The 21402-nt window shown below is 63.2% G+C and carries 19 protein-coding genes and 1 tRNA gene; 11 read left to right on the top strand and 9 right to left on the bottom strand.

Features of this window, described 5'->3' with window-relative positions; all coding sequences use genetic code 11:
* Positions 1 to 19: 19 nt before the first annotated feature.
* Positions 20 to 766: a hypothetical protein gene (locus DBIPINDM_RS39375; protein ID WP_258584408.1), complete on the top strand. Its 747-nt coding sequence runs from the start codon at positions 20 to 22 to the stop codon at positions 764 to 766.
* 89 nt (positions 767 to 855) lie between these two features.
* Here the strand turns inward: DBIPINDM_RS39375 and DBIPINDM_RS39370 are convergent.
* Together DBIPINDM_RS39370 and DBIPINDM_RS39365 are read right to left on the bottom strand one after the other, a co-directional pair.
* Positions 856 to 929: transfer RNA gene (locus DBIPINDM_RS39370), tRNA-Gln, on the bottom strand.
* Positions 930 to 1172: 243 nt separating this feature from the next.
* Entirely contained in the window at positions 1173 to 2105 is a 933-nt protein-coding gene (locus DBIPINDM_RS39365) for a lysylphosphatidylglycerol synthase domain-containing protein (RefSeq protein WP_258584407.1), read from the bottom strand.
* Positions 2106 to 2454: 349 nt separating this feature from the next.
* On the opposite strand from DBIPINDM_RS39365, the gene DBIPINDM_RS39360 reads away from it, so the two are divergent.
* Together DBIPINDM_RS39360 and DBIPINDM_RS39355 are read left to right on the top strand one after the other, a co-directional pair.
* On the top strand, positions 2455 to 3867 hold the full coding sequence (locus DBIPINDM_RS39360; protein WP_258584406.1) for a Ppx/GppA phosphatase family protein: 1413 nt from the start codon (positions 2455 to 2457) through the stop codon (positions 3865 to 3867).
* A 301-nt stretch (positions 3868 to 4168) separates the two neighbouring features.
* Complete coding sequence (locus tag DBIPINDM_RS39355; RefSeq protein WP_258584405.1) at positions 4169 to 4963, top strand: RlmE family RNA methyltransferase; 795 nt, start codon at positions 4169 to 4171, stop codon at positions 4961 to 4963.
* A 219-nt stretch (positions 4964 to 5182) separates the two neighbouring features.
* On the opposite strand, the gene DBIPINDM_RS39350 is transcribed toward DBIPINDM_RS39355, so the two are convergent.
* Both DBIPINDM_RS39350 and DBIPINDM_RS39345 read right to left on the bottom strand, forming a co-directional pair.
* Positions 5183 to 6313: an IS481 family transposase gene (locus DBIPINDM_RS39350; RefSeq protein ID WP_258582414.1), complete on the bottom strand. Its 1131-nt coding sequence runs from the start codon at positions 6311 to 6313 to the stop codon at positions 5183 to 5185.
* A 99-nt stretch (positions 6314 to 6412) separates the two neighbouring features.
* Positions 6413 to 7834 (bottom strand): MFS transporter, encoded by a 1422-nt coding sequence (locus DBIPINDM_RS39345; RefSeq protein ID WP_258584404.1) that lies wholly within the window; start codon positions 7832 to 7834, stop codon positions 6413 to 6415.
* Between the two features lie 235 nt (positions 7835 to 8069).
* Between DBIPINDM_RS39345 and DBIPINDM_RS39340 the strand changes: the two genes are divergently transcribed.
* The 5 genes from DBIPINDM_RS39340 to DBIPINDM_RS39320 all read left to right on the top strand — a co-directional run bounded on the left by DBIPINDM_RS39340 (position 8070) and on the right by DBIPINDM_RS39320 (position 11425).
* Entirely contained in the window at positions 8070 to 8315 is a 246-nt protein-coding gene (locus DBIPINDM_RS39340) for a type II toxin-antitoxin system prevent-host-death family antitoxin (RefSeq protein ID WP_258584403.1), read from the top strand.
* Positions 8312 to 8767 carry a PIN domain-containing protein gene (locus tag DBIPINDM_RS39335; RefSeq protein ID WP_258584402.1) on the top strand — a complete coding sequence of 152 codons (456 nt, stop codon included), beginning with the start codon at positions 8312 to 8314 and terminating at the stop codon, positions 8765 to 8767. Before DBIPINDM_RS39340 ends, DBIPINDM_RS39335 begins: the two co-directional genes overlap by 4 nt.
* Before the next feature lie 136 nt (positions 8768 to 8903).
* Positions 8904 to 10406, top strand: a complete 1503-nt coding sequence (gene guaB / locus DBIPINDM_RS39330; RefSeq protein ID WP_258584401.1) for an IMP dehydrogenase — start codon at positions 8904 to 8906, stop codon at positions 10404 to 10406.
* A gap of 73 nt (positions 10407 to 10479) precedes the next feature.
* Positions 10480 to 10980 (top strand): hypothetical protein, encoded by a 501-nt coding sequence (locus DBIPINDM_RS39325; RefSeq protein ID WP_416361740.1) that lies wholly within the window; start codon positions 10480 to 10482, stop codon positions 10978 to 10980.
* A gap of 25 nt (positions 10981 to 11005) precedes the next feature.
* Positions 11006 to 11425, top strand: coding sequence for an MAPEG family protein (locus DBIPINDM_RS39320; protein WP_258584399.1), 420 nt, complete (start codon positions 11006 to 11008; stop codon positions 11423 to 11425).
* Between the two features lie 107 nt (positions 11426 to 11532).
* Here the strand turns inward: DBIPINDM_RS39320 and rnd are convergent, their stop codons facing one another.
* The 3 genes from rnd to DBIPINDM_RS39305 all read right to left on the bottom strand — a co-directional run bounded on the left by rnd (position 11533) and on the right by DBIPINDM_RS39305 (position 15016).
* Complete coding sequence (gene rnd / locus DBIPINDM_RS39315; RefSeq protein WP_258584398.1) at positions 11533 to 12684, bottom strand: ribonuclease D; 1152 nt, start codon at positions 12682 to 12684, stop codon at positions 11533 to 11535.
* Positions 12685 to 12759: 75 nt separating this feature from the next.
* Positions 12760 to 14004, bottom strand: a complete 1245-nt coding sequence (locus DBIPINDM_RS39310) for an MFS transporter (protein ID WP_258589451.1) — start codon at positions 14002 to 14004, stop codon at positions 12760 to 12762.
* A 100-nt stretch (positions 14005 to 14104) separates the two neighbouring features.
* Positions 14105 to 15016: a DMT family transporter gene (locus tag DBIPINDM_RS39305; protein ID WP_258584397.1), complete on the bottom strand. Its 912-nt coding sequence runs from the start codon at positions 15014 to 15016 to the stop codon at positions 14105 to 14107.
* 93 nt (positions 15017 to 15109) lie between these two features.
* Between DBIPINDM_RS39305 and DBIPINDM_RS39300 the strand changes: the two genes are divergently transcribed.
* Positions 15110 to 15976: a LysR family transcriptional regulator gene (locus DBIPINDM_RS39300; protein ID WP_258584396.1), complete on the top strand. Its 867-nt coding sequence runs from the start codon at positions 15110 to 15112 to the stop codon at positions 15974 to 15976.
* A gap of 13 nt (positions 15977 to 15989) precedes the next feature.
* Here DBIPINDM_RS39300 and DBIPINDM_RS39295 read toward each other — a convergent pair whose 3' ends face one another.
* Positions 15990 to 17222, bottom strand: a complete 1233-nt coding sequence (locus DBIPINDM_RS39295; RefSeq protein WP_258584395.1) for an MFS transporter — start codon at positions 17220 to 17222, stop codon at positions 15990 to 15992.
* 128 nt (positions 17223 to 17350) lie between these two features.
* Between DBIPINDM_RS39295 and DBIPINDM_RS39290 the strand changes: the two genes are divergently transcribed.
* Positions 17351 to 18109, top strand: a complete 759-nt coding sequence (locus tag DBIPINDM_RS39290; RefSeq protein ID WP_258584394.1) for a DeoR/GlpR family DNA-binding transcription regulator — start codon at positions 17351 to 17353, stop codon at positions 18107 to 18109.
* Between the two features lie 139 nt (positions 18110 to 18248).
* A complete protein-coding gene (gene aspS / locus DBIPINDM_RS39285; RefSeq protein ID WP_258589450.1) occupies positions 18249 to 20039 on the top strand; it encodes an aspartate--tRNA ligase in 1791 nt (596 codons plus the stop codon).
* Positions 20040 to 20155: 116 nt separating this feature from the next.
* On the opposite strand, the gene DBIPINDM_RS39280 is transcribed toward aspS, so the two are convergent.
* A complete protein-coding gene (locus tag DBIPINDM_RS39280) occupies positions 20156 to 21346 on the bottom strand; it encodes a hypothetical protein (protein ID WP_258584393.1) in 1191 nt (396 codons plus the stop codon).
* Between the last annotated feature and the right edge of the window lie 56 nt (positions 21347 to 21402).

Genomic DNA, 21402 nt, shown 5'->3' with positions numbered 1-21402 from the left:
TGAACATCGGCCGATGTGAATGACCAAGAGAAAGAAAAGAGCGACGATCACAACTACAGGCGCCATTAGTCGCCTCGATAGGATGATCCCGATTCTTTACCGAAATGTGGTGAATGCGATCCGCATTGAGGCCACTATGGAAGCAGGCAACGAAGTCGTAGGCCTTATGCCAGACAAGACGTTTGCCGGTGCTGACGCCTACAACGTCATCAAGCAGAGTTTGGGTTACGATCTTGCGATGCACCTAGCTCGGCTCTACGACGTTGGAAACCGAAATCGTCCGGCCAACAAGCGCGATGTGGCTTCCATTCCTCTCGCTGTCCGGCTCTTGCGTCAGAAGCGTTGCCACGCAGCGCTAAAGGCACGTGCCCGCAACTGGCTCCCTCACGGGACCTACGCGAACGTCTTTGAAGTGGATTGCGCGAAAGCCCTTTCAAGGGCATCAAAAGGCTACTCAGACACGTTCAAAGGGCCATTCGGACGCAGTGGATTGAAGACCCTGAAGGCGTCCCGCGATAACTTCATGGCACATTCACTTATGACCGACATCGACGCCAGGCTGATCTACAATCAGTTGTTCCGGCTTACTGATTGCGCGCGTGATTTTGTCGAAGCCGCTCGGCTTGCCGTGAGCGGTGACAACTCAAGCTTGGGTGAGCAAGAGGAGCTTTTTAAAAATGAGGCCAGACGATTCTGGCGGATGGCACTACTCGCGGACAGAGGCGACGACGAGACGCTCCCAGAATGGGCAAGCGCACACGCCTGAAGTGATCCATGTGGATCATCCGCTTGTATGTAACACTTAGCATTTTCTAATGTTATCTAAGTAATTGAAAAATATGGACAAAAGAAGACTGGCTGGGGAACCTGGATTCGAACCAGGACTAACGGAGTCAGAGTCCGTGGGTCTACCGTTAACCTATTCCCCAGCAGGCGCGGTCATGGACCGCGCGGGCCGAACGGCTGAGCCGCTTGAGCGCTGCCTTGTAGCCGCCAGCGGAAAATAGTCAAGCCTGCTCTGCGGTTCAAATTGGCCAATCGCACAAGTTTGCGCTGCCCCTCATCCGCCTGCCGGCGTTCGTCGTTCGAAAAGCCAAGCAGTTGGCTTTTCGTCCGCTGTGCAGACCACTCCTCGACTCCCCGTGAACGGGGAGAAGGCCGCTGGGCGCGCCTCAGCTCTCTGTCCGGCTGAACTGCGAGCGTTCGAAGAACAGCACCACGCCCAGGCCCAGAATCAGCGGGATGATCAGGTAAAACAGCCGGAACACCAGCAGCGCCGCCAGCACGCCGACCGGGTCCATGTCGGAAAGCCCGGCCAGGAACACCACCTCGAACACGCCAAGCCCGCCCGGCGCATGCGAGATCTGGGCGACCGAAAAGGAGACGAGGAAAACGCCGAGCACGACGAAATAGCCGGGATTGTGCATCTCGGGCAGGGCAAAGAAGATGATTGCGGCGGCGGCAATCAGTTCGATCGGGCCGATCAGCAATTGCCTGATGACAATCGGCAGTGCCGGATAGTGCAGCTGAAAGCTGGCGATCTTCAGCGGGCGCAGATGCAGCGCGCTGCCGAAGATGTAGGCGCTGATGAGAAACAGCATGGCAAGGCCGGCGGCGATCGCCAGCCCGTGATGCGGGGCGCCTGAGAAGCGGTCGACGATTTGCGGCTCCAGCACCAGCACAAGACCGCCGGCCAGAAGACTGGACAGCACGAAGGTGATCCAGCAGATCGCCACCAGCACGCCGACATCCTGGCCGGTCAGGCCCCTGGTGCCATAGGCGCGGTAGCGGATGACGGCGCCGGAGAAGACCGAGCCGCCGATATTGTGCGACAGCGCGTAGGTGGTGAAGGAACACAGCGTCACGAACAGCCACGATACCCGTTTGCCGATATGCAGCAGCGCGATGTGGTCGTAGCCGGCGAGCGCGGCATAGGCGATGACGGAACTCAGCCCCGCCAGCACCCAGCCGCGCGCTGGAATGGCGGCGAGCCCGTCCCAGACATCGTCGATCGAGATGCCGCGCAACTCGTGCCAGAGCAACAGCAGCGAGAAGATCACCGCGGCGAAGCCGACGACCGGCCAGAAATAGCGTCTCCAGTTCATTGCCTGACTGCCATGCGTTGCGTGTCCGCTTCCTTTTCGCTTGATGGTGGGAGGCCGGCTGCCACCGTTCATTTCAGAAATGCCTCATTGAAGCCGGCTATTCAACCGCGAACACTTGTCGCGCCGCTCGCCGGCAAGATCCGCCAGCACCGAAAGCGGCGCAACCGGCAAGCAATGAGGCATCGGCTTCGACCAGCGTTGTCTTCGCTGGCGTCCGCGCTACCAATCCAGCCTTGCGGCTACATTACGCGGCGGGGCGAAAAGGCGGTTCGCGCCCCAGCCGGCAAAATTCAGCATGCGGCTCTTGGTGATCGGGCACGGCACTGTTAGTCTGGCGGCAACTTGAAACATGCCAAAGCGCCTGCTGCGTCCGTCATCGGTTCGCGCGGCGCCGGAAGGAACGACAGTGGAAGACCGCGACACCGGCGCAGGCGCGTCGGAGGTGGGCGCGTCCAGCGCTTCCCCAGGGCCATCGGGCTCGGGGACAGCCGGTTGGCAGCAACGCCGCCCGACGGAGCCTCGCTCCGCCGATGGGCAGGCGGGCGACGCGACCCATCACCAGAAGGGCAAGCCCAAGAAGCGGCGCAAGCGAAGGCGCGGGCGCAAGGTTTTTGCGCGCGACGAAGCCCCCCAGGACAATCGATCGACAGGTAAAGCCGCTGCCCCGGCTTTGGAGTCGAAGCAGCAGGCGGCGCCGGTGATCTCGCCTGTCGCTCCGGCGCCACGCCCCGAACAGGGCACGCGCCGGCCGCCGGTGCACGAGCTTCCGGTCTTCGCGGCCCTCGATCTCGGCACCAACAATTGCCGGCTTCTGGTCGCCGTTCCCACGCGGCATGGCCAATTCCGCGTCATCGATGCCTTTTCGCGCATCGTCAGGCTGGGCGAGGGGCTCACCGCCAATGGCCGGCTCGGCCAGCCGGCGATGGACCGCGCCGTCGAGGCGTTGAAAATCTGCGGCGACAAATTGCGCAGCCGCAAGATCAGGAAAGCCAGGCTGATCGCCACGGAAGCCTGCCGCTCGGCCGAAAACGGCGTCGAATTCCTCGAACGCGTCGAGCGCGAGGCCGGCCTGAAGCTCGAGATCATCGATCGCCAGACCGAGGCGCGGCTGGCAGTTTCCGGCTGCGGCTCGCTGGTCGAGCGCGACACGCAAGGCGTCGTCCTGTTCGACATCGGCGGCGGCTCTTCCGAAATCGCGCTGATCGATCTCACCGGCCGTCGTTCGCCGCGGCTCGCCAACCACATCGTGTCGTGGACGTCGCTGCCGGTCGGCGTCGTCTCCTTGGCCGAACGCTTTGGCGGCCGCACCGTGACGCGCGAAATCTTCACCGCCATGGTCGATGACGTCGCCGACCGGCTGGCCAGCTTCGATGGTCGCGACCGGCTGAGCCACCTCAAGGCCAGCCCGAATTTTCACCTGCTCGGCACTTCCGGCACGGTGACGACGCTGGCCGGCGTCCACCTCGATCTCGAACGCTACGACCGGCGTCGGGTCGACGGGTTGTGGATGGACCGCGACAGCGTCGACCGCATGGTCGAGAGGCTGGTCGGCTGGGATTTCCAGCAGCGCTGCGCCAACCCTTGCATCGGTGCGGACCGCGCCGATCTGGTGCTCGCCGGCTGTGCTATCCTCGAAGCGATCCGCGCAGTCTGGCCCTCGGAGCGGCTGCGCGTCGCTGACCGGGGCCTGCGCGAAGGCATATTGAGCGAGCTGATGGCCGATGACGGCGTCTGGCGCAATGATGGACGTGGCAGGGCATGAATAGTCGACCCCCACTCCGTCGAGCTGCGCTCGACACCTCTCCCCCGATCGACGGGGGAGAGGAAAGGCGCGAACTTATGCAGGCTGGCTCCCTTCCTCTCCCTCCGGAGGGGGGAGAGGTGGCGCTGCGAAGCAGCGACGGAGTGGGGGAAGCCGTTCACGAAACGCGCTGCCGCCGAAAAACGGCCACAACTCAGCGAGCCAGAAAACTCAGACCAGAAATTATGATCCCGAACCGCAGGACCGCGTCAGCGAAAAGCGGCCACCGGTTTTCGCAAAAGATCGGGCAAGAAACCAGGCAATGACCAAGAAACCGGAAAAACCAGGCTCAGCCAGCATTCGTGTGCTGAAGACGCGGATCAAGAAGAAGAGTGGCCTGAAGGAATCGTCGCGCCGCTGGCTGCAGCGCCACATCAACGATCCCTATGTCCAGCGGTCGAAGGCCGACGGCTATCGCTCGCGCGCGGCCTACAAGCTGATCGAGATCGACGACAAGCATCATTTGCTCAAACCCGGCATGAAGGTGATCGACCTCGGTGCCGCCCCCGGCGGCTGGTGCCAGGTCGCGGCCGCGCGCACGAAATCGACGGCGGAAAATCCGCATGTCATCGGCATCGACTATCTGGAAATGGATGCCGTGCCCGGCGCACCGGTGCTTTTGATGGATTTCCTGGACGCGGATGCGCCGCAGAAGCTTGCCGAAGCGCTGGGTGGTGACCCGGATGTCGTGTTGTCGGACATGGCCGCACCGACCACCGGCCACAAGCGGACCGACCACATCCGCACCATGCATCTGTGTGAGGTGGCGGCCGATTTCGCGCTGTCGGTCCTGAAGCCGGGCGGCCATTTCCTCGCCAAGACCTTCCAGGGCGGCGCCGAAAACGAGCTGCTGTCCATGCTCAAGAAGAATTTCCGCTCCGTCCACCACGTCAAGCCGCCGGCCTCACGGGATGAGTCGGTGGAGCTGTATCTGTTGGCCAAGGATTTCAAGGGGCGAGAGTCCGGTCCGCCGCCAGGCGGATCGGAACGTCCAGTGGACGTTCCGAAGGACTCGAGCACCCGGAGCCATAGCGAAGGGCCGGGGGACGGAGAGTAGCGCCTTCCCTTCTCCCCTTGTGGGAGAAGGTGGCCTCGCGAAGCGAGGTCGGATGAGGGGTAGTCCAGCTTGGCAATACGCTTGCGATCAGCGCCTCGCTCCGTCACCCACCCCTCAACCGTCTCGGCGCTGCGCGCCGATCCACCTTCTCCCACAAGGGTGTTTGGACCGGAGACATCGCGAACAGGTGTGCGAGGACATCGCGAACAGTTTTGCATGCTATCGAGCCAAGGTGTTGAGGTCGATGGTTTCTATTTTCTGATGTCTGAACCATGTGTCGAAGACGCCATCTGTGTTGGTAGGCCTGAAGGCGACGGACTTTCCCGCGAAGGCCCTGCACAAGCGCATTGAGCGGCCAAGAATGGAGACGAAGCCGTGCTGCTGAACGCGGCGGATGAGATCGTCCTTAGCGTATTCGAACGGCTCGACAGTTTCGCGATACTGGCGCTGCGAGGCTTGGTAGCGATCGAGCGGCACGCCGCCGTCCAGCGCGTCGTGGGGACGCTGGGCGTTGTAGACGTGGCGCCACTGGTCGAATGCATCCTGGGCCTCGGCGAGATCGGCGAAGGGCGGTCCCTGCAGTGCCTCGGCCTTGAGCGAACGATGGAAGCGCTCGTCCTTGCCGAGTGTCTGCGGATGGCAAGGCCTGGAGTGGCTCATGGTGATGCCCGTTTCGATCAGCCAGACGGTGAGCAAGGTGAAGTCGTTGCGGCCGCCATCGCCCCAAGGCGGACCATTGTCGGTGGCGATGCGCCACGGCAGTCCGTAGCGACGGAAGGCGGTGATCAGCCGGGCTTTTACGGTCTCGGTGGTCTGGTCGGCGCAAGCCGACAGCGCGACCGAGAAGCGCGAATGGTCGTCGAGCACGGTAAGCGGGTGCAGCCGGCCGGTACGCAAGGCAACGTGCCCCTTGAAGTCCATCTGCCACAGGTCGTTGGGGGCGGCATGCTCGAAGCGAATGAAAGGCTGGGCTCCGCCGCCCAACGCCCCCAGTTCGATACCGTGGCGGCGCAGGATGCCGGTCACCGTCGAGGCCGCCGGCGTGCCAATACCTTCGCGGGCGAGCACGCGCGCGATCTTGCGCCCACCCCAGGCGGGATGCGCCACACGCACCGAAACGGCTGCCGCTTCCACCTCCGGCGCGCTGCGTGCCGGGCTCGACCGCGGCCGACGAGACTGCTCAACCAGTCCAGCCTCGCCCTCGATCCGATAGCGCGAAAGCAACTTGTGGCCACAGGTCCGGCCGATACCGAAGCGCCGGCACAAAAGGCTCACATTCGCCCCAGGCGCTAGCGCCAGGCGCACAAACTCTTCCTTCTGCTTCATCGCGCTTCTGTCCTCGAATGGCATCCCGAACCCCCTCGCGCAAAAGCGCAAAACTGTTCGCGATGTCCTCGCACACCTGTTCGCGATGTCTCCGGTCCAAACAAAGGGGAGAAGGAAGGAAGCTCACTCCCCCGGCGATCTCACCGATTCAAGCGTCTTGGGCGTAGTCAGCCGGCCATGACCCGACACGGCGTTGCCGGCGTCGGGCGCCAGCCGCATGAACGACAGCGATGCCGCCGCCGATACCGCCGCCACGATGAAGAAGGCGATATGGAAATCGCTCAGCGCCAGCGGGCCGCCATGGATCGAAGTCGAGACTTCCAGAATGCCGCCGGCGAGCGCCACACCGAGCGCGATCGACAGTTGCTGGAACACCGCCGTGATCGGCGTTGCCTTGCTGGTGTCTTCGGCCGACACCTCGGCGTAGGAGAGCGCGTTGACGCCGGTGAAGAACATCGAGCGGATGAAGCCGCCGACCAGCAATATGGCCAGCATCAGCACATAAGGCGTTTCGGGGGTGAAAAGGCCGTAGATGGCGATCGATGCCGCGGCGACCAGCGAGCCGACGATCAGCACGCGGCGGAAGCCGGCGAGGCGAAAAATCAGCGCGGTGACGAATTTCATGCCGATGGCGCCGATCGCCGAGACGAAAGTGATCATGCCGGACTGGAACGGCGTCAGCCCGAAGCCGATCTGGAACATCAGCGGCAGCAGGAACGGCACGGCGCCGATGCCGATGCGAAACAGCGAGCCGCCAAGCACCGACGAGCGGAACACCTGGTTGCGGAACAGTTCGAGCGCCAGCAGCGGATTTTTGGCGCGGCGGGCGTGCATCAGGTAGAGCGCGCCCGACAGCAGCCCGACGGCCACGGTGATCAGGCCAGTCGCCGGCGGCAGATAGGGCAGGGAGACCACCGACAGGCCGAACACGACGCCGGATGCCGCCAGCCCGCTCAGCACGAAGCCGATGAAATCGAGTGGCGGCGTTTCCATCGATTCGGTTTCCGGCAGGAAGCGGGTGGCCAGCCAGATGCCGATCAGGCCGATCGGCACATTGATCAGGAAGATCCAGTGCCAGGTGAAGTAGGTGGTGATGAAGCCGCCGATCGGTGGCCCCACCAGCGGTCCGACCAGTGCGGGAACGGTCAGCCATGACATCGCCGCGACCAGTTCGCTCTTGGGCGTGGCGCGCACCAGCACCAGGCGCCCGACCGGCGTCATCATGGCGCCGCCAATGCCTTGCAGGAAGCGTGAAACGACGAAAGCCGGCAGCGAACCTGACAGGGCGCAAGCGATCGAACCAACGATGAAGACCGCGATCGCGGCACGAAAAATGTTCTTGGCACCGAAGCGGTCGGCCATCCAGCCACTGATCGGAATGAAGATCGCCAACGACACCAGATAGGCAGTCAGCGCCAGCTTGAGCGCGATCGGGCTGGTATGGATGTCGATGGCGATCGCCGGCAGCGATGTCGCGATGACGGTCGAATCCATGTTTTCCATGAAAAGGGCGACCGCCAGGATCAGCGGGATGGTGCGATTCACGAGCGTGACCGTTTCAAATTTTCTTTCCGGCCCAATTCTCGTTCAGAAAAGGGGAACAAGCCGGTATGTGGGGGCGGTTATCATGGCTGGCCACCGATGTCGTGTTAATTTGCTGTCACTTTTGTGCGACTGCGAGGCGGCTGTCTCAGGGCGCCGGCCAGGCAGCGAAGAATGGCTTGCGAACAGCGATGCGCCTCACTATTGTAGTGAATATAACTACTATATGGACCTTATCATGGAAGAAGCCGTTTCGGCAGCCGATGCCAACCGCAGGTTCTCTCTCATCCTGCGCGGTGTCCGCGAAGGACAAAGCTACGTTGTGACCAGCCACGGACGCCCCGTCGCGCGGATCGTTCCCGCTGATCGACAGGAGGGTGTGGCCTCACGCTCGCGCGCAGCGTTGTTGTCGCGCCTCGAACGCCAGGCTGTCGTGGATGCCGGGCGCTGGACCCGGGACGAGCTCTACGAGGATGGGCGGTGAAAGTCGCACTCGACACCAATGTTCTTGCCTATGCGGAGGGGGTCAACGGTGCCGAGAAGCGCGACATCGTCCTCGAACTGCTGCGCGCCCTCCCGCAAGAGGCTGCCATTGTTCCTGTCCAGGTCCTTGGCGAGTTGTACAACGTTCTCGTCCGCAAGGCCGGAAGACCACCCCTGGAGGCCCGGGATGCCCTTCTGAGCTGGCGCGACGCGTTTCCCGTTGCCGCGACGACGCAAGACGTCATGATGATGGCGGCTGATCTGGCTACGGACCACCGCTTCAGCATTTGGGATGCGGTCATTCTGTCCTCGGCCTCGCAAGCCGGTTGTCGGCTGCTCCTGTCGGAAGACCTGCAGGACGGCTTCACATGGGGTGGGGTAACTGTCGTCAGTCCTTTCGCATCGCCGCGTCATGCATTGCTTGGCGCACTCTTGGGGCAGTCTTCGGAATAGAACGAAAACGTCGCAACGATCGGCTTTTCATCGGCGCCGCGACGTGTTACCAGCCAGCGCCAATCCTGAAAGGGAAGAACGAGTCGGCGCTGTCCATCCCGGTCCAGCGCTTTTTCCGCATTCTAAAGGGCTGGCCATGGCAAAAATCATCGAAACGTCCACCGGCGCACTGGCGCTGACCTTTGACGACGTGCTTTTGCAGCCGGGTCATTCCGAGGTCATGCCTGGCGAAACCGATGTCCGCACCCGCATTGCCGGCGACATCGATCTCAACGTGCCGATCCTCTCCGCCGCCATGGACACCGTCACCGAGGCGCGTCTTGCCATCGCAATGGCCCAGGCCGGCGGCATCGGCGTCATCCACCGCAACTTCTCCCCGGCCGAGCAGGCCGAGCAGGTGCGGCAGGTCAAGAAGTTCGAGTCCGGCATGGTGATCAATCCCGTCACCATCGGCCCCGACGCCACGCTGGCCGACGCGCTGTCCTTGATGCGCACCTATTCGATCTCGGGCATTCCGGTGGTCGAGAATGGCGGTACCGGCGGCCAGAAAATCGGCCGGCTGGTCGGCATCCTGACCAATCGCGACGTGCGCTTTGCCTCCGATCCGGCGCAGAAGGTCTACGAATTGATGACCCGTGAGAACCTGATCACGGTCAAGGAGAATGTCGACCAGGACGAGGCCAAGCGGCTTCTGCACCAGCACCGGATCGAGAAACTTGTCGTCGTCGACAAGCAAGGCAATTGCGTTGGCCTGATCACCGTCAAGGACATCGAGAAGTCGCAGCTCAACCCGCACGCCACCAAGGACGCGCAGGGACGCCTGCGCGCGGCGGCCGCCACCAGCGTCGGCGATGACGGCTTCGAGCGCGCCGAACGCCTGATCGAGGCCGGCGTCGACCTTCTGGTCATCGACACCGCGCACGGTCATTCGCAGCGCGTGCTCGATGCCGTCACGCGAGCGAAAAAACTCTCCAACTCGGTGCGCATCCTGGCCGGCAACGTCGCCACCGCCGAAGGCACGCAGGCGCTGATCGATGCCGGCGCCGACGCCGTCAAGGTCGGCATCGGCCCGGGCTCGATCTGCACCACCCGCATCGTCGCCGGTGTTGGCGTGCCGCAGCTTTCAGCCATCATGTCGGCGGTCGAGACGGCGCACAAATCCGGTGTGTCGGTGATTGCCGATGGCGGCATCAAATATTCCGGCGATCTCGCCAAGGCGCTCGCCGCCGGCGCCAGTGCCGCCATGATCGGCTCGCTGCTGGCCGGAACCGACGAAAGCCCGGGCGAGGTCTATCTGCACCAGGGCCGCTCCTTCAAGGCCTATCGCGGCATGGGCTCGGTCGGCGCCATGGCGCGCGGCTCGGCTGATCGCTACTTCCAGGCCGAGGTGCGCGACACGCTGAAACTGGTGCCGGAAGGCATTGAAGGCCAGGTTCCCTACAAAGGACCTGTGTCTGGCGTGCTGCACCAGCTTGCAGGCGGGCTAAAAGCCGCTATGGGTTATGTCGGTGGCCGCGACCTTGCCGATTTCCGTGAACGCGCCACCTTTGTGCGCATATCCAACGCCGGACTTCGTGAAAGCCACGCCCATGACGTCACGATTACCCGCGAAAGCCCGAACTATCCCGGCGGAGCCTGAACAATACGGGCTCGGGCGGAGCCTGACCGCGACGATCCTGCGGCTGCCACGCCACGCGGCAGCACTGTGTTTCATGTCGGCGGCGGTTTTCATCGCCATGACGGTGCTGGAATTCTTCTATTTCCGTCAATTGAGCGGCGGCTTGCCGTCGCTCGACATGCGCTATTTCGGTTTCACGCCCGACGAAGGCATGGCCTGGCTGACGGCGCTCGGCCGGCGCGGCGGCGAGATCATTCTCGTCTGGCACTACCTTACCTTCGATCTCTTGTTCCCGGCGCTGCTGTCGTTGACATTGGTGAGCCTGGTCCTGGCCACTGGCCGGCGCCTGAAGAGTTTCCGCGTGCTTCCGGGGCAGGTGCAGTCGATCTTCGCGCTGGTGCTGGTGCTGCCCTACACGCTTGCCGACTATGCCCAAAATATTGCGGTGGCACGGCTTCTGTCTGATTTCCTGTCGGCCAACCCGGATTCGCTGTCTTTGGCTTCCGCGTTGATCGTCACCAAATTCGCGCTTCTCGCCATCCCGCTGGTCATCATTGCCGCTTTCTGGCTGGTGGGCCAGAGACGCCAGGCTTGATGAAGGACAGGGCAAGGGACATGTCATGAACCAGACCACGATCTTCTGGCCTGTTCTGGCGCAAGTTCTGCTGGTCTATATCGTCTATGTCGTGATGGGCCGGCGCCGGTTCGTCGCGGTGAAGTCCGGCGAGGCCAAGGTTGGCCAGTTCAAGACGCGTTCGACCGAGCCTGCATCCAGCGTCACCGTTGCCGCCAATCTCTGCAACCAGTTCGAACTGCCGGTGCTTTTCTACGTGCTGTGCCTGACGCTCCACGTCACCAACGGCGTCAACTATCTGACCTTGGCGCTGATGTGGATTTTCGTCCTGACGCGCTATTTCCACGCCTGGGTACACCTGACCAGCAACAATCTGCGTCTGCGCAGCCGTTCTTTCTTCGCAGGTGCTGTGGTGCTGGCGCTGGCCTGGATCTGGTTCGCGCTGCATCTGCTGGGAGTGGTTTGAACAGTGACAATCGCCCCGGCCCTTCGCAAGGCCCAGGGCGTTCGAAGGTCGAAAAGCCAAGCAATTGGCTTTTCGTGGTTCGTGGCCTGCGGCCACCCCTTCTCACCCTACAAATCAAACACGGCGATCTTGCGCTTGTCGAACTTGATGCCGATCTCGCCGCGCACCAGCTTCAGTGCCGCTTCGCCGAAGACGGCGCGGCGCCAGCCTTGCAACGCAGGCACATCGGCGTCCTCGCCCTCGGCCGCGATGCGGTCGATGTCGTCGCTGGAGGCCAGCACCTTCGAGGCCACACCCTGTTTTTCGGCGACGATCCTGAGCAGCACTTTCAACAGCTCCGCCGCGGCATTTGAGCCTTCCGGCGGCTGAAAATTCTTCGGCAGTTTCGGCATCTGCTCCTTGGGCAATGCCAGCGCGGTATTGACCGCCCCAAGCAGGGCTGTCGCCGTCGAGGAGCGCTCCCAGCCCTTTGGCGTGGTGCGCAGCTTGGCAAGGGCCGCCGCGTCGCGTGGTGCCTGCTGTGCCACTTCGTAGATCGCGTCGTCCTTGAGCACGCGGCCGCGCGGCACGTCGCGTTCCCTGGCCTCGCGTTCGCGCCATGCCGCCACGGCCTGCACGATCGCCAGTTCCTGCGGCTTGCGCAGCCGCATCTTCAGCCGCTTCCAGGCGTCCTCGGGATGCGGATCGTAGGTCTCGCGCGAGGTCAGGACGTCCATTTCCTCATTCAGCCAGTGGGCGCGGTTTTCCCGCTCCAGTTCGGCACTCAGGTGCTGATAGACCTCGATCAGATGGGTGACGTCGGCCAGCGCGTAATCGAGCTGCTTGTCGGACAGCGGCCGGTGGCGCCAGTCGGTGAAGCGCGAGGATTTGTCGAGCCGCGCGCCGGTGATGCGCTGCACGAGCTGGTCGTAGGAAACGCTGTCGCCGAAGCCGCAGACCATCGCCGCCACCTGTGTGTCGAACACCGGGTGCGGAACCAGATCGCCGAGATGGACGATGATTTCGATGTCTTGCCGGGCGGCATGGAAGACTTTCACCACCGCCTCGTTGGCCATCAGCCTGAAGAAGGGCGCCAAGTCGATGTCCGGCGACAGCGGGTCGATCAGCGCGGTGACGCCAGGCGCCGCCATCTGGATCAGGCACAGGATTGGCCAGAAGGTCGTTTCGCGGATGAACTCGGTGTCGACGGTGACGAAATCCGATTTTTCGAAAGCGGCGAGAACGGTCTCGAGTTCTTTCTGGGTGGTGATGACGTGCATCAAATCGCTTTTGGCAGGAGTAAGGTCTTCCTAGATTTCAGCCGGGAAGGCTTTCGTCAAGCTTTGGCGCCTTCTTCATGAGCTTCCCGGGCCATCGGAATCGCCATTCCGTCTGGCCAGCCGGGCGAAAACGGTCGAGGTGCGCAACAGCGCGATAAAGCGGCCGCGCTTGCCCGCGGGCACGCCGGACCGTGCCTGCATGCGGTAGAGGATGACGGCGATGAAGATGGCATAGACGATGGCGCTGAACACGAACAGCGCGCTCGGCCCGAAATACTGCATCACTGTCGAGGCGGCGAAAGGGCCACCGATGGCGCCGAAGGAGTAGAACAGCATCAGTGCCGCATTGATCAGCACGAACTCGCCGGTGTCGGCGCGGTCGTTGGAATGCGCCGCCGACAGCGAATAGAGCGGCATGGCGAAACAGCCGAAGATGAAGATGATAATGAAGTTGAGCAGCGGATTGCTGCCGGCGATGAACACCAGCGCCAGGGCGGAAAGCATCGCGCAGCAGGTCGTTATCAACAGCACCCGGCGCCGGTCCCAGCGGTCTGAGAGATAGCCGAGCGGATATTGGATGATGGCGCCGCCAAAGATGCCGACGCTGACGAAGGTGACGACATCGGCGACCGACATGCCGATCTGCTCGGCATAGACCGGCGATAGCGTGCGAAACGCGCTGTTGGTGACGCCGACGGCAATGCAGCCGAAGCAGCCCAGCGGGGAAATGCGCCAGACGCGCGCCAGGTCGAGTTTGACCTCCTCCGGTGGCGTCGGGTTGGAACGGTCGCCGAGCGAAACCGGCACCAGCGACAGCGTGATCATGATCGACATGATGGCGAAGATGGTGAAGCCGCCGGCGCCGAAGACCGGGATCAGGAACTGGGCTGATGTCACCGAACCTGTATCGACCATCCGGTAGATCGCCAGCACGCGGGCGCGATCCTTGTTGGTGACGCCGGAATTCAGCCAGCTCTCGACGATGGTGAACAGCCCGGCGAAACAGAAGCCGCCGGCAAAGCGCACCGCGCACCACATCACAGGATCGAGGACCAGCACCAAGAGGAGAGTGCCGACCGAGGCGATCGCGGCAAGTGCTGAAAACGCCCTGATATGGCCGACCGCCTTCATGATGCGGGTGATGGCCAGGCAGCCGAGCAGGAAGCCGGCGAAATAGAAGGTGCCCATCAGGCCGATGTCGGAAGCGGAAAACCCTTCCTGTGCGCCGCGCAGCGCAATCAGCGTGCTCTGCAGCCCATTGCCGCCGAGCAGGATGCCTGCGGCGAGAAGAAGCGGGATCAGCGGGCGGATAGAGGACATGAAAAAGGCGATCACGTATCGGTGATCTCTTCTTGAACCATTGCTTAGGTCAATGCCAGCGGCATTTCCCCGCGCCAGCAGGGATCAGCCGGAATTCGGCTCAGGGAAGGCGGCGCCGGAATCCCTGATGTCCTGAGCCGAACCATTCGGTTGCTCCTGATGCGATCGCTATTCCGGCGAGGACCGCGATGAGCCCGACAATCAGCTTCGCGCTCACTTGCTCGCCCAGGAAGACGACGCCGAAGATCGATGCCGTCAGTGGATTGACCGCGACAGAGACGGCAACCAGTGTCGGCGCCGCGCGTCCAAGCGCGAATGCCCAGAGGAAGAAGATGAAGGCGCCGCAAATGATGGCGAGGTATCCGCTCGCTATCCACTGCGGTGCATTAAGCGTGGCAAGTCGTGCGAAGCCTCCGTTCGATGCCACCAGGACCGACAGGGAGACCGCACCTACACCCATGCCAAACGCCACGAACGGGATTGGCGCGGTGCGGGACAGAAATGGTCGCGACCAGACATTGTAGAGCGCCATGCAGCATGCGGCCGCGACCATGAGCAGGTCTCCGCGCCATGCGCCCGGGGGAGCGGTCGCCAGGCTTGTGCCGAGTGCGATGGCCACCCCAGCCATTGCGATCAGGACGCCGATGATCTTGCGCATGGTCGGCGTCTCGATCCTCAGAACCGCCCCGGCAGCCATGGTGAGCAGGGGCAGCGTCGAAAGCGCCAGGGCTCCGCGTGCGGCCGTCGTGTAGACCAGGGCTCCATTGAACAACACGGGAAACAGGCCGAAGAACAGCAGACCCAATGCGCCGGTGCCGGGCCAGTCGCTCTTCGGCGGCCACCTGTCGCACCGCACAAGTGCCACGGCAACCAGGACCAGAAACCCGCCGCCGAACCGGATCGCACCGATCGTCAGAGGATCGAGCGTGCCTGCAAGATATCGAGTTGCGCCAACGGCAGTGCCGCCAAGAGCGCTGGAGAGAATCGCCGCGAGCACGCCCAGAATTTCCATCGTTTCCCGACCTCGCTAGTTCGGTGCCAGCGATATCGGGCAGGCGGGTCGAAAGGAATCGAATAAGCTCAATGAGTTTGATAATGTTTCGCTATGAATATCCCCAGCCTTGATCCCGACCTGCTGCGCGCCTTCGTCGTTGTTACCGACCGCCTCTCGTTCACGCGCGCCGCCGAGCAGCTCAATCGAACGCAGGCCGCCGTCAGCCTGCAGGTGAAGCGTCTCGAGGAACGCCTCGACACTGCCCTGTTTCGCCGCTCGACCGCTCGCGTTGAACTCACGGCCGCCGGGGAGGGCTTTCTGACCGATGCGCGCCGCATCCTTGCTCTCAATGAGCAGGCGATTGCACGTGTTGCCAATCAGCGTGTGGCTGGACACGTTCGTATCGGGGTCATGGAAGACTATGGCACCAAGATCCTGCCGCGCCTCCTCGCCGACATTGCCGAGCGATTTCCGCTCGTGCAGGTCGACATGGAGATCGGTCTCACGGCGCTGCTTCTCAAACGGCTCGGTTCATCGTTCGACGCGGTCATTGCCATGCATCCGGACGGTACGGCGGAGGGCGATCTGATATGCCGAGAAAGGGCGATTTGGGCGGCCGCTGCGACCCGTGCCGTCGAGGAGATCGATCCGCTGCCCGTCGCCTTGTCCTATCCCGATTGCCTGTTTCGCGCCTGGGCCGTCGAGGCGCTCGACAAGGCAGGCCGGCCATGGCGATTGGCCTATGTCAGCCCGAGCCTCGCCGCCACGGAGGCAATCGTCGAGCAGGGCCTGGCAATCACCGTGGTCAAGGGCAGCATGCTTGCGCCCGGCTTGCGGGGCGTCCCTCCGGGTCGACATGTACCGCAGCTGCCGGGGGCCGAGATACGCCTTCATCGGGCCGTAAGGTCTTCCGCCGGCGCTGCATTGGTCGCAGATCACCTCGCAGATCGCCTGCGCCTATCGGCCCTGGGTTCATAGAGGCAGACGCCAGTCACCCCTCCGCTGCCCGCGCCAGTATCTTGTCCGATGTCGGCTCGAGGGCCTCGTCCGCCAGCGCGACAGGTTTGCCAGCGGCCGGCCGCCGGCCAAGCGACCCCGCGGTCAGCAGGCTGAGGACGATGAACGGGATGCCGATGCCAAAGGCCGAGCGGATGCCCCAATGGTCGGAGACGAAGCCGAGCAGCGGCGGGCCGAGCAGGAAGGCGACGAAGGAGATCTGCGACAGCGCCGCAACATTGATCGCCGCCGGCCGGTCCGTCCGCTGGGCGGCGGCCGAGATCGCTAGCGGGAAGATGGCGCTGGTGCCGATCCCCAGAAGGGCAAAGCCCAGCATGGAGACGAATGGCGAGGGCGAGAAAAAGACAATCAACACGCCGGCCGCCATCATCACCAGCAGCACCCGCGCCACGCCGCTTGGCGAATTGCGGTCGACGAAACTGTCGGCGAAGAAGCGCGTGGTTGCCTGGGAAAAGGCAAACAGCGCCACGGTGAAGCCGGCGACGAAGGGGCCTGACTCGAACACGGTGCGCATGTAGATCGCCGACCAGTCGATGCTGGCGCCTTCCATCAGCATGGCGGCGAGCGTCACTGCGACGAGGACAAGGATCGGCAGCGTCGGTCGCGCCAGCATCGGTGCCTTCTCGCCGGTGCCGGCGAAACGGCCCGGCGCCGGCTGGTAACCACCGAGGAACAACGCCATCGAGATCGCGACGATCGGTACGATCAGCGCCAGATGCAGTTGCGGCGACATGCCGAGATGCGCAAGCGCGGCGCCGAACAGGCCGGCGCCGAAAAAGCCCATGCTCCAGAAAGAATGCGCGCGGTTCATGATACGGCGCTTGACCAGGAATTCGGTCCGGTCGGCCTCGACATTGAGCATGATCTCGACACTGCCGATCATCAGCCCGACTGGAAACAGCATCAGGAACAGCGCCAGCGGCCCCGGCGCATGCACCGCGATGGCATAGGCAAGCGCCAGCAGCGGGACCAGGGCCAGCAGCGCACGGCGGAAGCCGACGCGCTCAAGCAGCGGCGTCGCCAGCGTCAACGCCGTCAAGGTGCCGATCGGCGTTCCGATCAGACTGAGGCCGAGCGTGCCGTCGCCGATGCCCATGGCGTGCTTGATATCGGGCAGCCGCGGAAAAATGTTGCCCATGGCGAAGGAATAGATCGCGAACCCGGCATAGACGCGGTGTTGCGGGGCAAGGTTCAGGCCAAAGCTCATCGCGGTGCTTTCAAAGGAAGGGGAGGCCGGCTTGTCGGGCAGCCTTGGTCAGTCACTCCTTGCATAAACGTGCAGAACATGCAAGAACGTGCAAAGAGAAATACGATCAGGCGAAACAGGATCAGGCAATGCTGACCGATCAACGGCACCAGCTTATCCGCGACCGCCTCGCGGCGGAGGGGAGTGTGCTGGCCGGCGAGCTGGCGAGCCGCTTCGGCGTTTCGGAAGACACGGTACGTCGCGACCTCAGGGAATTGGCGAAAGCCGGGCAATGTCGCCGGGTCTATGGTGGCGCGGTTGCGGCGGCGCCCTTTGCCGCGGCCCCCATCGGTCTGCGCGGCGGCCATGCGGTGGAGGAGAAGGCACGGCTGGCAAGCACGGCCGTTGCGTTGCTCTCCAGCGGACAGAGCCTGTTCATCGACGGCGGCACCACCAACGCCGCCATTGCCAGGGCCATTCCGCGCGACCTCAACCTGACCATCGCCACCAATTCGCTCGGTGTTGCCTCGGCGCTGTCCGAGCACCCATCGGTCGAACTGACCGTGCTCGGCGGCAGGTTTGTCCGCGACCTTGGAACCTGCGTCGGCGCCGACACGCTGGCCGCCATTGCGCAGCTCGGCGCCGATCTGTTTTTCCTTGGCTCGTGCGGCCTGGACGCCTCACGTGGTGTAACGGCGTTCGATTCGGCCGAGGCCGAGGTTAAGCGGGCCATGGCCAGGAACAGCGCCGGCATCGTCATCGCCGTCACCAACGACAAGCTCGCCACCGCGGCGCCCTATCGCATCGCCGGGGCCGAAGCGATCCGGCATCTGGTGGTCGAAAAGACCGCGCCGGCCGCGATCCTCGCCGACTTCGAACGCCAGGGCGCCGAAATCCACTTCGCCTGAACGCTCGGCGGCATGCCGGGCGCGGGGATCGCCCGCTTGCCTTGACAAATCCGGCCTCCCATGCGCTTTTCGCGCAAATTTTGGGCCGGGCTTTGATGCTTTGGCCTGCCACCCAGCACCCCGGACTTTACCAATGACCATGCACCGTTACCGCAGCCATACCTGTGCCCAGTTGAGAAAGAGCGACGTCGGCTCTTCCGTTCGCTTGTCGGGCTGGGTGCATCGCGTGCGCGACCATGGCGGCCTGCTGTTCATCGACCTGCGCGACAATTATGGCCTGACCCAGATCGTTGCCGATCCGGATTCGCCTGCCTTCAAGGTTGCCGAGACCGTGCGTGGCGAGTGGGTCATCCGCGTCGACGGCGAGGTCAAGGCACGCTTGCCCGAGACCACCAACGCCAACCTGCCGACCGGCGAGATCGAGATATTCGCCCGCGAGATCGAGGTGCTGTCTGCGGCCAAGGAATTGCCGCTGCCGGTGTTCGGCGAGCCGGACTATCCCGAGGACATCCGGCTGAAATACCGTTTCCTCGACCTGCGCCGCGAGACGCTGCACAAGAACATTATTGCTCGGACAAAAATCATCGCCGAAATGCGCAGGCGCATGGGCGAGGTCGGGTTCACCGAATTCTCGACGCCGATCCTCACCGCGTCGTCGCCGGAAGGCGCGCGCGACTTCCTGGTGCCTTCGCGCATCCATCCCGGCACCTTCTACGCGCTGCCGCAGGCGCCGCAGCAGTACAAGCAGCTGATCATGGTGTCGGGCTTCGACCGCTATTTCCAGATCGCGCCGTGTTTCCGTGACGAGGACCCGCGCGCCGACCGTCTGCCAGGCGAATTCTACCAGCTCGACCTCGAAATGAGCTTCGTCGAGCAGGACGACGTGCTCAACACGATGGAGCCTGTCATCCGCGGGGTCTTCGAGACCTTCGCCAACGGCAAGCCGGTGACGCAGAATTTCCAGCGCATTCCCTATGACGTCGCCATGCGCAAATACGGCTCCGACAAGCCCGATTTGCGCAACCCGATCGAGATGCAGGCCGTCTCCGATCATTTCCGCGATTCCGGCTTCAAGGTCTTCGCCAACATCCTGGCCAACGATCCGAAGGCGGAGGTGTGGGGCATTCCGGCTAAGACCGGCGGCAGCCGTGCCTTCTGCGACCGCATGAATTCCTGGGCGCAAGGCGAGGGCCAGCCGGGGCTGGGCTACATCTTCTGGCGCAAGGAGGGCGACAAGCTCGAAGGCGCCGGCCCTCTCGCCAAGAACATCGGCGAGGAGCGCACCGAGGCGATCCGGCAGCAACTCGGCCTTGCCGACGGCGACGCTGCCTTCTTCGTCGCCGGGGATCCGAAGAAGTTTGTCTCCTTCGCCGGTGCGGCGCGCACGCGCGCCGGCGAGGAGCTGAACCTCGTCGACCGCGAACGTTTCGAACTGTGCTGGATCGTCGACTTCCCGTTCTTCGAATGGAACGAGGAGGAGAAGAAGATCGACTTCGCCCACAACCCGTTCTCGATGCCGCAAGGCGGCATCGATGCGCTCAATGGCGAGGATCTGCTCGGCATCAAGGCCTTCCAGTACGACATGGTCTGCAACGGTTTCGAGATCGCCTCAGGCGGCATCCGCAACCATCTGCCCGAAACCATGGTCAAGGCGTTCGAGACGGTCGGGCTGGACCGCGCGACGGTGGAAGAGCGTTTCGGTGGCCTTTACCGCGCCTTCCAGTATGGCGCGCCGCCGCATGGCGGCATGGCGGCCGGCGTCGACCGCGTCGTCATGCTCTTGGTTGGCGCCAAGAACCTACGCGAGATCACCATGTTCCCGATGAACCAGCAGGCCTATGATCTGTTGATGAACGCGCCCTCGGAAGCCTCGCCGCAGCAGCTTCGCGAATTGGCGCTGCGTGTCGCGCCGACCAAGAAGGACGCCTGATCGCGAGCTTCGGGCGACACTTTAAAGAACCGTTCGAACCGATTCTTTCGATTCGATAATCCAACAAAAAAGCCCGGCATCGCTGCCGGGCTTTTTTGATCTTGAGGCCGCTTCGATCAGTCCTCGTTGGCCTTGACGCTGACGCCAAGCGTCTTCGGCAGGTCGAGCGGATTGGACATGGCGCCCGCCATGATCAGCGCGAAGGGCACCGATGCCGGCGGCTCTGCCGAGACTTCGAGGCTCTTCGGATCGTCGAGATATTTGCTGACCGCAGCCGTCACCTGCGCCGTCAATTCCGGATTGTTGAGCTGCGACATGCCGAACGGCACGATCGCCTTGGCCTGGTTGGCGATGTCCTTGGCCGACATGCCTTGCTGCTTGCCGACATATTCCAAGACCTTGCCGGTCAGCGAATCGTCGTCGAAGCGGATCGAGGCGCTGTTGAACGACAGCTGCTGCAGCAGGCCGAGCATGGCCATGCCTTGCGCCGAATTGTCCGCGCCTTCCGGCTGCGCGGCCATCTTCTTCTGCATTTCCTGCAGCGACTTGACGAAGTCCATCGTGTAGCCGCCGAGGTCGAAGGTCATGCCGAGCGTGCCGGCATTCTCGACCGAGATGTCGTACTTCGACAGCTCCATCTTGCCATCCGTCGGCTGCCAGGTGCCGGCTATCTCGAAATTGCCCGCGATGTTCTGGTAGCCGAGCGCGTCGATGACTTCCTTCGACTTGGGATCGTCGACTAGCGTCAGGTCGGCATTGAACTTTTCGGTGGTGCCGGTGAATTCCATCGCCTTGCCGTCCGCGGGCGGTGTGATCTTGATGGCAAGCCCGTCCATCGAGAATGCGGTCTTGTCGGCAACCTTGACCGTCATATTCGAGAGTTCGGCGGACTTGTAGATCATCAGCGCACCGAGTGGGCCGGTGGCGCCGTCTGCCGGAACCGTCATGTCGTGGATGACGAAGGGGCTGAGATTGAGGGTGACGCCATCCTTGCTGTGTTCGAAGGCCGACGTCGACACGGTGCCGATGTCGAAGCCGCCATTGGCGGCGGTCACACCCTCGAGCTTGACGTCGCCGATGGTGAGGGCTTCCTTTTCCGCCGCTGGCTTGATGGCAACGCCCTGCAGCACCATGCTGGTATTGTCGCCGGTGACGCCGGTCCAGGAGATGTCGACGCCCTGGGCGGCCAGCGCCGCCTTCAGCCGGTCGGCAACCGCCGTGTCCTGGGCAAGGGCCGCATTCAGCGGCAGTGTGAACAAGAAGGTCGAAAGAGCGAATTTCCGGAGAGTTGAGCGTTTGATTGTCATCGCAAGGTCCCTGAGAGTGTCCTGAAATTGTTTTTCAATTCTTCGCGCCATCACCA

Source organism: Mesorhizobium sp. AR02 (assembly GCF_024746835.1).
In the GTDB taxonomy this organism is placed as follows: domain Bacteria; phylum Pseudomonadota; class Alphaproteobacteria; order Rhizobiales; family Rhizobiaceae; genus Mesorhizobium.
This window is presented reverse-complemented; position numbering and strand designations above follow the sequence as displayed.